The 14,253-nt window shown below is 61.1% G+C and carries 16 protein-coding genes; 7 read left to right on the top strand and 9 right to left on the bottom strand.

Going from position 1 to position 14,253, the window contains the following annotated elements:
• Positions 1-118 precede the first annotated feature (118 nt).
• Together LG374_RS03425 and LG374_RS03420 are read left to right on the top strand one after the other, a co-directional pair.
• Complete coding sequence (locus LG374_RS03425; protein WP_225756403.1) at positions 119-796, top strand: lysophospholipid acyltransferase family protein; 678 nt, start codon at positions 119-121, stop codon at positions 794-796.
• A complete protein-coding gene (locus tag LG374_RS03420) occupies positions 793-1,728 on the top strand; it encodes a phosphatidate cytidylyltransferase (RefSeq protein ID WP_225756402.1) in 936 nt (311 codons plus the stop codon). Before LG374_RS03425 ends, LG374_RS03420 begins: the two co-directional genes overlap by 4 nt.
• A 19-nt stretch (positions 1,729-1,747) precedes the next feature.
• On the opposite strand, the gene LG374_RS03415 is transcribed toward LG374_RS03420, so the two are convergent.
• Positions 1,748-2,518 carry a metallophosphoesterase gene (locus tag LG374_RS03415; RefSeq protein ID WP_225756401.1) on the bottom strand — a complete coding sequence of 257 codons (771 nt, stop codon included), beginning with the start codon at positions 2,516-2,518 and terminating at the stop codon, positions 1,748-1,750.
• Positions 2,519-2,540: 22 nt separating this feature from the next.
• Positions 2,541-3,710: a carboxynorspermidine decarboxylase gene (gene nspC, locus LG374_RS03410; RefSeq protein WP_225756400.1), complete on the bottom strand. Its 1,170-nt coding sequence runs from the start codon at positions 3,708-3,710 to the stop codon at positions 2,541-2,543.
• 141 nt (positions 3,711-3,851) lie between these two features.
• Between nspC and LG374_RS03405 the strand changes: the two genes are divergently transcribed.
• Positions 3,852-4,133: a hypothetical protein gene (locus LG374_RS03405; RefSeq protein WP_225756399.1), complete on the top strand. Its 282-nt coding sequence runs from the start codon at positions 3,852-3,854 to the stop codon at positions 4,131-4,133.
• A 402-nt stretch (positions 4,134-4,535) separates the two neighbouring features.
• On the opposite strand, the gene LG374_RS03400 is transcribed toward LG374_RS03405, so the two are convergent.
• From LG374_RS03400 to LG374_RS03370, 7 genes are all read right to left on the bottom strand, one after another.
• A complete protein-coding gene (locus tag LG374_RS03400) occupies positions 4,536-6,011 on the bottom strand; it encodes a Ppx/GppA phosphatase family protein (RefSeq protein ID WP_225756398.1) in 1,476 nt (491 codons plus the stop codon).
• On the bottom strand, positions 6,008-6,784 hold the full coding sequence (locus LG374_RS03395; protein WP_225756397.1) for a phosphodiester glycosidase family protein: 777 nt from the start codon (positions 6,782-6,784) through the stop codon (positions 6,008-6,010). The genes LG374_RS03400 and LG374_RS03395 overlap by 4 nt, the downstream gene beginning before the upstream one ends.
• Before the next feature lie 111 nt (positions 6,785-6,895).
• Complete coding sequence (locus tag LG374_RS03390) at positions 6,896-7,336, bottom strand: NfeD family protein (protein ID WP_006986353.1); 441 nt, start codon at positions 7,334-7,336, stop codon at positions 6,896-6,898.
• A gap of 20 nt (positions 7,337-7,356) precedes the next feature.
• Entirely contained in the window at positions 7,357-7,980 is a 624-nt protein-coding gene (locus LG374_RS03385; RefSeq protein ID WP_225756396.1) for an NUDIX hydrolase, read from the bottom strand.
• On the bottom strand, positions 7,977-8,513 hold the full coding sequence (locus LG374_RS03380) for a tetratricopeptide repeat protein (protein ID WP_225756395.1): 537 nt from the start codon (positions 8,511-8,513) through the stop codon (positions 7,977-7,979). Before LG374_RS03380 ends, LG374_RS03385 begins: the two co-directional genes overlap by 4 nt.
• Entirely contained in the window at positions 8,510-9,271 is a 762-nt protein-coding gene (locus LG374_RS03375) for a tetratricopeptide repeat protein (RefSeq protein ID WP_225756394.1), read from the bottom strand. The genes LG374_RS03380 and LG374_RS03375 overlap by 4 nt, the downstream gene beginning before the upstream one ends.
• Entirely contained in the window at positions 9,268-10,227 is a 960-nt protein-coding gene (locus LG374_RS03370; RefSeq protein WP_225756393.1) for an SPFH domain-containing protein, read from the bottom strand. Before LG374_RS03370 ends, LG374_RS03375 begins: the two co-directional genes overlap by 4 nt.
• A gap of 164 nt (positions 10,228-10,391) precedes the next feature.
• On the opposite strand from LG374_RS03370, the gene LG374_RS03365 reads away from it, so the two are divergent.
• From LG374_RS03365 to LG374_RS03350, 4 genes are all read left to right on the top strand, one after another.
• The gene (locus tag LG374_RS03365) at positions 10,392-11,480 is read left to right on the top strand and encodes an ABC transporter substrate-binding protein (protein ID WP_225756392.1); all 1,089 of its coding nucleotides are present in this window, start codon (positions 10,392-10,394) and stop codon (positions 11,478-11,480) included.
• A 59-nt stretch (positions 11,481-11,539) separates the two neighbouring features.
• Positions 11,540-12,034 carry a hypothetical protein gene (locus tag LG374_RS03360; RefSeq protein ID WP_225756391.1) on the top strand — a complete coding sequence of 165 codons (495 nt, stop codon included), beginning with the start codon at positions 11,540-11,542 and terminating at the stop codon, positions 12,032-12,034.
• Between the two features lie 277 nt (positions 12,035-12,311).
• Complete coding sequence (locus LG374_RS03355; protein WP_225756390.1) at positions 12,312-13,490, top strand: iron ABC transporter permease; 1,179 nt, start codon at positions 12,312-12,314, stop codon at positions 13,488-13,490.
• Complete coding sequence (locus tag LG374_RS03350; RefSeq protein WP_225756389.1) at positions 13,487-14,248, top strand: ABC transporter ATP-binding protein; 762 nt, start codon at positions 13,487-13,489, stop codon at positions 14,246-14,248. The genes LG374_RS03355 and LG374_RS03350 overlap by 4 nt, the downstream gene beginning before the upstream one ends.
• The last annotated feature ends 5 nt before the right edge of the window (positions 14,249-14,253 follow it).

Here is a 14,253-nt window from a genome sequence, read left to right as displayed (position 1 = left end):
ACCGCCGCCAGAGAGAGCAGCGGCTGCCACCGCATGCCTTGTGCCATGAGTATGTGGCAAAGCCGCTATAATCTCCGCCGTTTTTACTATTTTTACCGTTTCTTCATGGGGAAATTCCATGCGTTTGCGATCGCGTCGTGAGGGTGGCTGGCTCGCCCTGTTGGTGGACAAATTATTGTCCTGGCTGGTGATTTTATTGACGGGGGCGCGTTCACAGCCTTTGCCGCATTTGCGCGAGCGTTCACCGGGCGGGCGGGTGTATTACGCCAATCACAACAGCCACGGTGATTTCATGCTGATTTGGGTATCGCTGCCGCTCATCCTGCGGCGGCAGGTGCGCCCCGTTGCCGCTGCCGATTATTGGCAGTCCTCGCCGCTGCGCCGTTTCATCGCCCATCAGGTGTTCAACATGGTGCTGATTACGCGCAAGAGCGGCGAACCGCAGGCAGCAGTCAATCAGATGGTGGCGGCACTGGATAGCGGCGCGGATTTGCTGGTTTTCCCCGAAGGTACGCGCAACGGTAACGACAATGTGCTGTTGCAGCCGTTCAAAAGCGGGATTTTTCATTTGACGGAAGCGCGGCCGGATTGTCAGCTGGTGCCGGTGTGGATTCACAATATCCAGCGCGTGCTGCCGAAGGGCAAGCTGCTGCCGGTGCCGATGTTGTGCAGTGTGCGTTTCGGCCAGGCCTTCCGGGGCGGTGATTTTCCGGAGAAGGAAGATTTTCTTGCCTTCGCGCAGGCGTCGTTACTTGCCTTGCAGCCGGTGCTGCGCCAAGAGGAGCGTGGATTATGAATGAGCATACGGTGCTGTGGCTGTTTGTTACGATGCTGGCGATTTTGTGTACGGCGAGCGTGACGACGCGTCTTTTGTTTGCCCGCTATGGGGCGACCTCAACCCTGCTCAACCTGCGCTCACGCGTGCATGCGTGGTGGGTGATGTCGGCGGTACTGGCAGCGGCGTTCGCCTTGGGGCGTGGTGGCACGATTGTGTTGTTCTGGCTGGTGTCGTTTTTTGCGTTGCGCGAGTTTCTGTCGCTGTTGTATAGTCGTCGCAGCGATTATCGCGTGCTGGTGCTGTGTTATTACTTCGTGCTGCCGCTGCAATACCTGCTGGTGTTCTGGGGCAGTTTGAGCCTGTTCCTCACTTTTATTCCGGTCTATGCGTTTTTGTTCATGCCGATTGCGGCATCGTTGTCCGGCGACAGTCGCTATTTCCTGAGCCGCGCGGCGACGGCGCAGTGGGCGGTGATGATTGCGGTGTATTGCATCTCGCACATTCCGGCGCTGCTGAATCTGCGCATCCCCGGTTATTCGCACAATATTCTGCTGCTGCTGTTTTTGGTAGCGGTCGTGCAAGCAAGCGACGTGTTGCAATATGTGTGGGGCAAGCTGTTTGGCAAACGCAAGATTTTGCCGATGTTGTCGCCGTCAAAAACCGTCATCGGCACGGTCGGCGGGGTGTGCAGCGCGGCGCTGCTCGGCGGCGCGCTTTATGCGATTACGCCGTTCCGCCCGGCGGAAGCCATCGCTATCGCCTTTTTGACCTGCGTGATGGGCTTCCTCGGCGGACTGGTGATGTCGGCCATCAAACGCGATCGCGGCGTGAAAGACTGGGGGCATTTGATCGAAGGGCACGGCGGTATGCTCGATCGCATGGATTCGCTGTGCTTCGCCGCTCCGGTGTTCTTCCACTGCGTGCAGTATTTCTGGGCAGGCGGCGCCTGAGCGGGAAGCGGCTTCAGCGTCAGAGGAGGATGTAGTATTCGCGGTTGTAGTCGCGCAGCTCGCTGCCGTCGTAGGCTTTGCTGTAGCCGCGCTGGTTGCTGGCGAAGCGGGTGCCGTCGATGTAGGTGTTGATGTTGTCGTGGCTGTGCCCGTAAACCCAGAGATCGGCGCGGGCAGTCAATTCCGGCAGTTCGTTCGCCCAATAGGCCGAGCGGGTTAGTCCTTCTTTTTTGTGATAGTGCCGCTTGGCGATGAGGTTACTGCGCGGCAGGAAATGGCTGATGACGACGTGTTTTTCCGCTGGCTGTTGCAGGGCTTCTTTGAGGAAGGCGCAGCTTTGTTTGTGCAGGGCGACCATTTTTTGCGGGGTTAGCGGTTCGCCGTTGTCATCATAGATTTCGCGGAAATCCGGCAGGACTTCGTCTGCCCAGCGCATGGCGTCTGCCGGTTTATCCGCCAGGGTGAAGTCGCTCCATAGGGTTGTGCCGCTGAACTGGATGCCGTTGAGGGTGATGCTTTCGTCATCGAGCAGGGTGATGCCGTATTCCTGGCTGATGCTGCGGTAGATGTCTTTCGCCTCGCTGATGGCAAAGCCGTAGTATTCGTGGTTGCCGAGGACGTAGAGCACCGGCAGTTTTGTCGTCTTGCGGCGCAGGTAGTCGAAGAAAAGGCGGACGGTGGCCGGATCGCCGATGTCGCCGGCGAGGATGAGGACGTCGAGTTCGGAAAGATTGCTGATGGTGCAGAGGCTGCATTCGGTGTGCAGGTCGCTGTGGATGCCGATATTCATGTGTGCTCTCTGGTGGTGGGGGTCAGGACAGGCGGGTTTTGAAGTCGTCGTAGCCGAAGCTGCGCACGGTGGTCAGGCTGTCGTCACGGCTGTCCCAAGCGACGATGGCGGGCAGTTTGACGCCGTTGAAGGTGTTGGTTTTGACCATGGTGTAGTGGCTCATGTCCATGAACATGAGACGTTCGCCAACGGTAAGCGGGTGGTCGAAGCTGTAATCGCCGATGACGTCGCCGGCGAGGCAGGTCAGGCCGCCGATGCGGTAGGTGTGCGCCTTGTCGTGCGGCGCAGCACCACCGAGCACGTCCGGGCGGTAGGGCATTTCCAGCACGTCCGGCAGGTGCGCGCTGCATGAGCCGTCGATAATGGCGATGTCGATACCGTTCTTGGTCACATCCAGCACTTCGGTGACATACACGCCGGTATTGATGGCGATTGCTTCACCCGGTTCCAGGATAACCTCCACCCCCCAGCGCTGGCGGAAGGCGCGGATGAGGGTGATGAGTTCGTCCACCTGATAGTCTTCGCGGGTGATGTGGTGCCCGCCGCCAAAGTTAACCCACTGCATTTGCGGCAGGAACTCGCCGAATTGCCGCTCAACGGCGGCGAGGGTGCGTTGCAGCGGCGGCACGTCCTGCTCGCAGAGGTTGTGGAAATGCAGACCGCTGATGCCGTCAAGCAGCTCCGGACGGAAGGCATCACGCACGATGCCGAGGCGTGAGCCGGGGGCGCTGGGGTCGTAGATTTCCACCGCGCCTTCCGATTGCTGCGGATTGATGCGCAGGCCGAAGTGCAGCGGCTTATGTTTGGCGGCAGCGAGCGCCTGCTCGCGGTAGCGCTGCCACTGGCTGAACGAGTTGAAGATGACGTGATCGGAGAGCGCCAGCACTTCCGCCATATCCGCAGCCGGGTAAGCGGCGGAGAAAGTGTGCACTTTGCCGCCGAAATAGTCGCGCCCAAGTTTCGCTTCGTGCAGGCCGCTCGCGCACACGCCGGACAGGTAGCGGGCAATCAGCGGCGCGTAGTGGTACATGGCAAAGCCTTTCAGCGCCAGCAGGACTTTTGCGCCGCTTTCCTGTTGCACGTGGTGCAGGAGTTGCAGGTTGCGTTCGAGCAGGGCGGCATCGACGACGAAACAGGGGGTCGGCAGGCGGGTGGTATCGAGATGGCGGAACGTGTCGTGCAAAAGGGTCATGAAAGTAGTCCTGAAGGGTAGGGTGGTAACGGCGCGCATTATAAGGTGTCTGCCGCCGGGCGGCGGGGTTTGCCGCAGGTCATGGACGATGGCTGCGCGGAGGCGGATGATGGCGCTCCCTTTCGTATCCGGAGTTTTTTTATGAGCACTATCTTGAATCTTGATGATGAACTGGCCTATGTCGCTTCCGCCGATTTTGTTCTCGGCCAATATATTTATCTCGGACAGGTAAAGACGGGTGACGGCAAGACCGTGGTGCTATCCGTTGCCTACAAACCCGATTACGCCGCGCGCAAGCTCAAAGAAAATCTCGCTGCCCTGCAAGCGACGGCAGCTATCCGCACCTGCTATCTGCGCAAAATCCGCGTGGGCGAGACGGATGACTGCGGCAAGATTCTGCTGCCGGAGGATTTCGCGCGCTGAGTGCCGTAACGGGGAAACGCCGCTTGGCGACATCTGGAGACGCCGAGCGGTGTAATTGCTGGGCCCGCTAAGCGGCATCAATACTGGGCGCGCCAAGCGGCGAAAATACTGGGCTCGCCAAGCAGCGTCGTTACTAGGTTCTGTCGCTTCGTGGATTTGTCTAACCCCCCATCCCAACCCTTCCCTCACGGGGAGAAGGGCTTTTTTCGTGCAAGTTTTGAGTTAGGCACGCGCCAAGCGGTGTAATTGCTGAGCCCGTCAAGCGGCGTTGTTGCTGGGTTTTGTCGCTTCGCGGATTTGTCTAACCCCCATCCCAACCCTTCCCCCACGGGGATAAGGGCTTTTTTTCGTGCAAGATTTGAGTTGGGCACGCGCCAAGCGGCGTCAATACTGGGCTGGCGGTTATTCGAAGTCGAGTTTGTAGGGGCTTTCCGCCTGCCACAGCGCTTGGTCTTCCTGCAAGTCGGCGCGGGTCAGCGGGTGGGCGGCGAGGTAGCCGTCCGGGAAACGCAGGCGGTAGGTGTCGTCGAAGCGGCGGATGTCCGGGTAGTCGATGGCGGCGATCGGGTTGCGGCTGCGCTGGATGAGCACAGCGAGGCGCAGTGCCAGTGTGTTTTGCCATACCCAGGCGTGGTGCGCTTCTGGTAGCGCGGCGATGTCTTTGTCCGGGATTTTGCGTTTCTGTGCTTTGACGAGGATGGCGGTGATGTCCTGCATCAGGCGCGAGTAGCCCGGCATGTCGGCGTTTTTCAGGATGTAGGCGCCGTGTTTGTCGAGGTCGTGCCGGGCAATGGCCCAGCCGATTTCGTGCAGGGCGGCGGCGTAGTGCAGGAGCGGGACGAAGCGCGACGGGGTTTTTTCCGGCAGCTGGCGGTTGAGGTGGGTGGCGAGGGTGGCGACGCGTTCGGCTTGTGCGGTATCGACGCCGAAGCGTTGTTGCAGGGCGCGGGTGGTGGCATCGCGTTCGTCGTAGCTGCTGTCGCCGCGTCCCATGAGGTCGAGCAGCACGCCTTCGCGCAGGGCTTCCTGGCTGACGATGGCGTCTGCGATGCAGAGGTGCTGGTAGAGGGCGGCGAGGATGCAGACGCCGCCGGTGAAGCCGAAGGCGCGCGCGTCATCCACGCCGAGTTTTTTCGGCAGTTTGTCGGCGCTGCCGATGTCGGCGAGTTTGTCGAGCAGGGTTTCAAGGTCGGCGCGGCTGATGAGGTCGCTTTTGAGGACGCGGGCGATGGCTTTGGCGGTGCCGCTGCTGAGGACGACGCGCTGCCACGGTTCGCCGTCAAGATAGGTGCGGATGTGTGGCTCGATGATGGTACCGGCGTAGTCGCAGGCTTTTTTGATGGCGGCTTTCGTGATTTTGCCTTTGGGGAAGTGGCGCTTGGCCATGTTGGCGCAGCCAATGGTGAGCGAGCGCAGGGTTTGCGGGGTATTGCCTTCGCCGAGGATGATTTCGGTGGAGCCGCCGCCGATGTCGATGACGAGGCTGCGTTCGGTGAAGTGGTTGTGGGCGCTGATGCCGAGGTAGATGAGCGCCGCTTCTTCGCTGCCGCTGATGATTTCGATGGGTTTGCCGAGCGCGGCTTCGCCGGCGGCAAGGAAGGCGTCGCCGTTTGCCGCAACGCGCAGGGTGTTGGTGCCGACGGCGCGGCAGTGGTCTTCGGGTATCTCGGCGAGGCGCTGCCCCATTTGGGTTAATGCGGCGATGCCGCGCGCCCAGGCGGCTTCGTCGATGCGGTTGTCGTCGTCCAATCCTTCGCCGAGGCGCACCATGTGCTTGATTTTATCGACAACGCGGATGCCGTCGCTGTCGGCGCGGGCAATGAGGAGGTGGAAGCTGTTGGAGCCGAGGTCGAGTGCGGCGTAGGTGTTTTCGCTCATGGTGGGGTGTCGGTGATGGCAATGATGCCCACGAGGTGGGTCCAGTGGAAGGTGCTGCTGACGGTTGGGATGTACCAGGTGGAGAGGGTGCCGTCGAGGTAGAGCGCCTGGGTGCAGCCGATGTGTTGCAGCGCGGCGGCGAAGCGGTAAAGGCTGGGCCATTCGCCGTCGAAGCCGTAGTTTTCGCTGAGGATGAAGTAGAGGCCGCCGTCGTCGGTGGTGCAGACGGCGTTACGTTTGTGCGGGCTGCTGTGGGTCTGGTTGAAGCGGCGGTTTATCTGGCCGTCAAGGATGAGGATGGGGCCGGACTGGAACGCCCATTGCGGGTGGTGTGGGACTAGCTGGTAGGTGGCGGTGGTTTTGATGTGGGCGCGGCCGTTTTCGATATAGAAGACGCCGTTCGGCTGGACGTGGAAGTTACCCTTGCCGTTTCTGGTGTTGAGCGGGACGAGGGTTTGCCCGTTTTCGACCCACAGACCCGCCGGGGCATCGTTCGCGCTGTAAATGCCGGCGTTGGTCAGAAAAATGACGCGTTTGCCCTCCGCTTCGAGGCTGCGGCGCAGGGTGCCGAGGCCGGCGTAGGGCGTGCCTTTTGCGTTTTTCCAGTGCAGGGTGAGTTTCGCCGGATCGGCGCGATAGACGCCGTAGCGGACGTTATGGAAGGTGAAGTTGGCGTAGGCACCGCCCGCCGCCAGCGGCTGGAGTTCGGGCATGGCGGCGTGGCTGGTACCAATAAAGAAAAAGGTGAGGATAAGGAGGAGGTAGTGTTTCATGGGAGGGCAGGGCGGTAAAGCGCGCAAACGGTGATGGGGTAGGGCGGCTTCAACCCAGTGGGTCAAGGCCCACCCTACGGTGTTTGTGCGGTTCAGGCGCACACATGAGCGTTATTTTTTGCGGTAGTGCAGGTGGTTGTCTTCGGCGGCGGTGATGATGATGGTGGTGCCGGCGGGCAGGTTTTCGCCGTTGATGGTCCACAGGCTGTCGCCGATTTTCAGCTTGCCGTAGCCGTTTTCTACCGGGGTGTCGAGCGTGTATTCGCGCCCGATGTATTGGGCGCCGCGTTTGTTGAGCAACGAGGCGGCGTCGTCTTTGCGGCTTTGCCAGCGGCGCGCCAGTTGCCGCCACAGCAGGATGGCGATGAGCGAGAGCGCGGCAAAAATGGCGCCCTGCCAGTGCCAGTCGAGCCCGGGGGCGGCAAAGGTGATGATGACGAGCACCAGCGCCGCAAGGCCCCAAAAGAGGAAGAAGAAGGAGACGGTCAGCACTTCAATCAGCATGAAGACGCCGGTGAGGATGAGCCAGTTCCAGTATGCGGGTTCAAACATGGGTTTTCCTTGTGGTTGGGTTAATCAAAGGGCGGTTGCCAGTGGGGATCGCGCCAGGCGGCATAGCAGAGGGCGATTTGTGCGGCGGTGGTTTTGTTTTCGGCGAGCGGTGGCAGGTCGTGTTCGGTGAACCAGGCGCTGGCGATGGTTTCGCTGTTGGCGCGAAAGGTGCCGCCTACCGCGCGGCAGAGGATGTGGATTTTGTAGATGGTGTAGGCGTTGGCAGGGTGGTTGTGGCGGGCGTGGTCCTGCACGGCGATAAGGCGTTCGGGGATGACGTCCAACCCCGCTTCTTCTTGGGCTTCTTTGGCGACGTTTTCGCCGATGCTGTGGTTGATGTCGGCCCAGCCGCCAGGTAGCGCCCACAGGCCGTTGTTTTCCTGCACGAGCAGGATGCGGGCATCGTCATCAATGATGGCTGCGCGGGCATCCACTTTCGGGGTTTGGTAGCCGCTTTCGTTGCAAAAGAGGTCGCGGATTTTTTCAGCGGGCAGGTCTGTGTGGTGGTGCAGAATCTCAGCAGCGATGGCGCGGATGCGGGCGAAGCGTTCGATATCGAAGGGGTCTTTGCTGTAGGCCAGCCCCGCCTGGGCGAGGCTTTGCAGTTCGGTGGCCCAGTCGAGCCAGGGCGGGCGGCGCTTCATGGCTGTTTGTCCGTCGTTTTATCGGCGGGGTCGGGCGGAGTGAGACTTTCCGCCAGGGCAGTCTGCGCATCATGCGAGCCTTCTTCCGCCGCCTGTTGCAGCCAGCGTTCGGCCTCGGCGCGGTTTTTGTCCCAGAGGTAGTTCATCAGGGTTTCTTCGGCGGGCAGATAGTGCTGGGCGGCGGCTTCGCGCAGCCAGGTCAGCCCGGCACGACGCTGCACGGGGTAGGGCGCATTCAGGTATTCGAGGCCGAGACGGTATTGGGCTTCGGCGTCGCCCTGCACGGCCTGTTCCTGCCAGTGGCGGATGGGGTCGTCATCGGGTGCGTCGTGCGGGGTTTCCACCGCCTGCGCGGGCAGGTCAGCGATGGGGATGTTGATGGTCTGCACTTTTTCCCGGCGGAAAAGGTCGGGGTTGTAGAGATAGAGGGCGAAGGTGGTGGTGCTGATGAGGACAAGCGCCGCCCCGCCCAGCAAGCGGCTGTAGTACCAGCGGTTACGGTCTGTCGGGAGTTCGGGCGGGAGGGGAGTCATTTTCCTTGTCCGTGGGTGGCGCGCAGATAGGTGTCGCGGGCTTTTTTCTGCCAGATTTCGGCTTGCACCGCGCTTTTTTCGACGCATTCGCCGTTGCGGTACAGGGCAGACAGTTCACCGCTTGCCGCCCAGTCGCCTCCGGCGGCGGCCTGTTCGAGCAGTTGCCGGGCGACGGGGCAGTTGCGCACGACACCATCCGCACGCAGGTAGTGATAGGCCAGGGTATTTTGGGCGGCGGTGCTGCCTTTTGCGGCAGCGCGGTGGTACCAGTAGACGGCGCGGCGGCTGTCGGCGGGGATGCCGATGCCCCGGTCATAGATGGCGGCCAGTTCTTCGATGGCGGGCAGGTACGCTTGTGCGGCGGCACGGTTGATGAGGGCCATGGCGTAGCTGCGCACTGGCGGTGACGGGGTGTTGTATGACTGCATGGCCGGGGCTTCGTAGGTGATGACACCGTCCGTGCCGTAGAGGAGCAGGAGACCGAAGCGGTATTCGGCTTCGGGCAGGTGCTGCGCAGCGGCTTGTTGCAGCAGCGTGCGGGCTTTAGTGCGATCAGCAGCGATGCCGAGGCCTTCCTGATAGCAATACGCCAGGTTGTATTGCGCTTTGGCATTGCCGTCTGCGGCCAGGGCGCTGTAGATACGCACGGCTTCTGCCGCATCGCCCCGCTCGAAAGCGGCTTTTGCCGTTTCCAGCGGGGTTTCTGCCGTCGCCGTCAGACTGAGGGCGAGCCCCAGACTCAGCGCCAGCCGTTTCATGCCCGTTTACCCAGCTGCGAGTCGTCTTTGCCGTGTTTGAACATTTCTGCGATGCCACCGAGGGCGCCGATGATGCCGCTGGATTCCATCGGCATAAAGACGGTTTTTTGCTGCTCGCTTTCGGCGAATTTGGCCAGCGCGCGCACGTATTCCTGGGCAACAAAGTAGTTGATGGCGTTGGTGCCGCCTTCGGCGATGGCTTTGGAGACCATGTCTGTTGCCCGTGCTTCGGCCTGCGCCTGCCGCTCGCGCGCCTCGGCTTCAAGGAAGGCAGCTTCTTTGCGGCCTTCGGCTTCAAGCACTTGCGATTGTTTCAGGCCTTCGGCGCGCAGGATTTCCGCCTGCCGCTGCCCTTCGGCTTCGAGGATTTGCGCCCGCTTGATTTGTTCGGCTTTTTTCTGCCGCGCCATGGCGTCAACAAGATCGGCGGGCGGGGTGATGTCCTTGATTTCGACGCGGGTGACTTTCACGCCCCAGGGATCGGTGGCGTCGTCGATAATGCCGAGTAGGCGGACGTTGATGGCATCGCGTTGTGATTGCAGGTCGTCAAGCGTCATTGAGCCGGCCACGGTACGCAGGTTGGTGGTGGCGAGGTTGAGAATAGCGAGTTCGAGATCGTCCACCGAGTAGCAGGCGCGGGCGGCGTTCGTAATCTGGAAGAAGACGACGCCGTCCACCGTTACCTGGGCGTTGTCTTTGGTGATGACTTCCTGACGCGGCACATCCAGCACGGTTTCTTTCATGTTGACCTTGCGGTCAGCGCGCTCCCACAGCGGTACGATGAAGTGGAAACCGGGTTCGAGGGTGCGGTTGTAGCGGCCAAGACGGAGCACGGTGCGTTCCGTGCCCTGATCCACAATCTGGATGGCACGACGGCCAAACCAAAATGCGAGGATAATCAGGACGATGATGAAGACGGTGCCGCCGCTGAACTGGGAAGAAAGATCGATAGGCATGATGTGCTCCTTGGTTTTGGTGAGATGTGAGGAAATTATAGCCGCTTCGCTGCAGTGGCACACGGTCAACAGGATAAGAAACGATCGCATCCGCAAAATCCTTAACCTATAATCGCGACCGCACAGCCGTGCTCACATTTCCCCTTACAAACAAAAGGTTCCGCATGAAAAAACTGCTCCTTGCCGCCGCGCTGACCCTGAGCGCGCTCACCGCCCACGCCGACTTGACCGCGACTGACGTGAAAGGCCGTACCGTGACCGTCCCCAAAGTGCCTGAACGTGTCGTTCTCGGCTTCTACTACGAAGACTATCTCGCCATCGGCGGCAAAGACGCCATGGACAAAGTCGTCGCCCTTGCGCTTTCCACCTGGAAAGACTGGCGGCCACAGCAATACGCGCTTTATGAAAAAGCCCTGCCCAAGCTGAAAGACATCCCCGATATCGGCAACACCGAAGATGGCACTTTTTCCATCGAAAAGGTCATCGCCGCCAACCCTGATCTCGTCATTCTTGCGGCCTGGAACTACGATGCCCTCGGCGAATCGGTCAAACAGTTTGACACCGCAGGCATTCCTTACGTCGTCCTTGATTACAACGCGCAAACCGTGGACAAGCACGTCACCTCCACCCTTGCCCTCGGCACCCTGCTGGGTCAGGAAGAACGCGCCAAAGAACTGGCAGATAACTACAAAAACGCCTTCGCCGATATTGAAAAACGCATCGCCTCGCTGAAACCGTCATCGAAAAAAGTGTACGTCGAACTGGCGCGCGACGGCGTGGACACCTTCGGCAACAGCTATGGCAATGCTATGTGGGGCGCGCTTATCACCCAGCTCGGCGGGCAGAACATCGCCAAAGACCAGATCGGCAGCTCCGGCCCGCTCAGTCCTGAATACATCATCAGTGAAGCGCCCGACCTCATCTTCCTCGCCGGTTCCGAATGGCTGAACAAGCCGCAGGCGGTGACCGTCGGCTTCGGTGCGGATGAAAAAATCGTGAACGAACGCATCGCCGCTTACCTCAAACGCCCCGGCTGGGCGGATTTGCCGGCTGTGCAGAAAGGGGAAGTCTTCGCCCTTTACCACGGCGGCGCGCGCACTTTGGCGGATTACGTCTATGCGCAATTCATCGCCAAGCAGCTCTATCCGGAAGCCTTCAAGGATGTGGATCCCGTGCAAAACCTGCGTGATTACTACCAGAAATGGCTGCCCATCCCCGCTGATGGCGTGTTCATGACGCAGTATCACAAATAAAACCATCGCCCGCGCGGCAACGCGCGGGCTTCCGTCCATTCATGACCCAGGAGCCCATCATGATGACCCTCTGGCTAATTCTGCGTGACCGTGACGGCAACGAGACCGCCGTGGAAGAAGACCTGCCCGGCTTCTTCTTTGCCGAAGAAACCCTGGATGATCAATGCGATGTCCTCGGTGTCACCCGCATCAGCGAATTTGTCGATAGTGCTGAGTTGGTTGACGATATGGGTGATTTCCTGCACAGCGATGAATTTGATGCCGTGCTGGCCGACTTCATCGAAGAAAACGGCCATGCCGAAGAGATGCAGGCGCTGGCCGAAGAGATGCGCGCAGAGCACGACGGCGTCGAAGCCGAATGGCATGACCCGCAAGGCCTTTTGCGCAGTATCTGCGCCTTGCGCGAGCATTACACCGCCCACCCCGACAGCTTCGATGAAGACCTGGAAGCCTGCGGGCTGGAAGATGTGCTGGACGACATCAACCTGCTCGAACCCGTGCTGCAACAAGCCGTCGCCAACGGGCAGAGCGTACACCTGCGCCTGCTTTCCTGAGAGGCTGCGAACCCCATGTTTATCCCACTTGGCGGCAGTCCGCGAGCCCAGTGTTTATCCCGCTTGGCAGCAGCCCGCGAGCCCAGTGTTTACCCCGCTTGGCAGCAGCCCGCGAGCCCTGTGTTTATCCCGCTTGGCAGCAGCCCGCGAGCCCAGTGTTTATCCTGCTTGGCGGCTGCCCGCGAGCCCAGGTTTTATCCCGCTTGGCGGCAGCCCGCGAGCCCAGGATTTATCCCGCTTGGCGGCTGCCTAATCCCATTCACCCATAGGAACCTCTATGCCCCCACCTTCCCTGCACGCGCATTACCGCCACGGTACAGACAAGCGTCTCTTCATCCTCGTTGCCGCTGCCGTCATCCTGCTCCTCCTTACCCTCGCCGATCTCGCCAGTGGCCCTTCCGGAATGCCGCTTGCCGACATTTTCAAGGCGCTGCACGCCGGGCCGTTTTACGACAAAAGCCGCAGTGTGCGCGCCGAAACGCTGCTGAACGCGTTGCCGTCGGCATCATTCCTGCCCGATGCCCTGTGGCAGGGGCTGCGCGACGCTCTCGCTGAAGAAGTGCGCCTGCGCAAACTCGTGACCATCCTCTGGGGGCTGCGCATGCCGCAGACGCTGACCGGCATCCTCGTCGGCATCAGCCTCGGCCTCGCCGGCTTGCAGATGCAGACCATCCTCGCCAACCCGCTCGCCAGCCCCTTCACCCTTGGTTTCTCGGCAGCGGCAGGCTTCGGCGCGGCACTGGCCATCATGTTCGGCGGGCTCGTGCCCGGCCTCGCCCACCACGGCTACTACCAGTTCCTTATCGTCCCCACCAGCGCCTTCCTGATGACGCTTGCCGCCTGCGGCCTCATCTACCTCATCGCCATCCTGCGCAGCGCCGCACCGGAAATCCTCGTGCTGGGCGGCATCGCCGTGCTCTTCTTCTTCCAGTCCATCCAGTTGTTGCTGCAATTCATCGCCAGCCCGGAAGCCTTGCAGCAAATTGTGTACTGGCTCTTCGGCAGCCTGCTCAAAGGGAGCTGGACCTCGGTGACCGTCATCACTGCCGTTATCGCCCTCTGCGCGCCGTTTATCATCCGCGACACCTGGGCGCTCACTACCCTGCGCCTCGGCGATGCCAATGCACTGAGCCTCGGCATTCGTGTGGACCGCCTGCGCCGCCGCACCTTCATTACCGTCGCCCTGCTGACCGCCGCCGCCGTGTCCTTCGTCGGCACCATCGGCTTCGTCGGCCTGATTGCGCCGCATATGGCGCGCTCGCTCGTCGGCGAAGACCACCGCTTCGCCCTGCCGCTTGCCGCCGTTACCGGAGCCGTCATCCTCATCGGTGCCGCCGTCTTCGGCAAAATCATCTCGCCGTCCGGCAGCATCCCCGTCGGCATCATCACCGCCGTCGCCGGCGTGCCGATGCTTTTTGCCATCATCATCCGCAACGGCAGAAGGAGCGCAGCATGAGCCTTATCCTCGAACACGTCCGCGTCAATTACGGACACACCAACATCCTCGCCGACATCAACGCCCACCTCGAACCCGGGCAAATCGTCGGCCTCATCGGCCCGAACGGCACCGGCAAATCCACCCTCATCAAGGCGATTGCCACCGTGCAGACGTACAGCGGCACCATCAGCTGGCAAAACGCGCCGGTCAACCTGCGCGACATCGGCTTTATGCCGCAGAACAGCCGCGTGGAAGCCGAACTGAGCGTGCTGGAAACCGTGCTGCTCGGCAAACACGACCACCTCGGCCTGCGCGTGGGCAGTGCGCATATCGACGCCGCTGCCGCCATCCTGGAAGATTTCCGCATCGGCCACCTGCATGACCGCTGCATGACGCAACTCTCCGGCGGCCAGCAGCAACTTGTCCTCCTCGCCCAGCGTCTCCTGCGCGAACCCAAGCTGCTGCTGCTCGACGAAGCGACAAGCGCGCTCGACATCCGCCACCAGATGCAGGTGTTCGACCGCCTGAATGCCTACGTCGCGCGCACCGGTGCGCTGGTGGTCATCGCCATCCACGACCTCAACCTCGCCGCACGCCATACCCAGACCATCCTGCTGCTGCACAAAGGCCACGTCGCCGGACAGGGCGCGTTCGCCGAAATCGTCTCGGCAGCCAGCCTGCGTAAAGTCTATGAAATCGAGGCGGAAATCGTGACCACACCCAGCCACTACACCGCCATCATCCCCGTCTGCCCCTGCAACGATAGAGGGGCATAAGGCAA

It is taken from the genome of Cardiobacterium sp. Marseille-Q4385, assembly GCF_916618745.1.
Taxonomy (GTDB): Bacteria; Pseudomonadota; Gammaproteobacteria; order Cardiobacteriales; family Cardiobacteriaceae; genus Cardiobacterium.
Note: the sequence above shows the minus strand (reverse complement) of the source record. Positions and strands in the feature narration are given on the sequence as shown.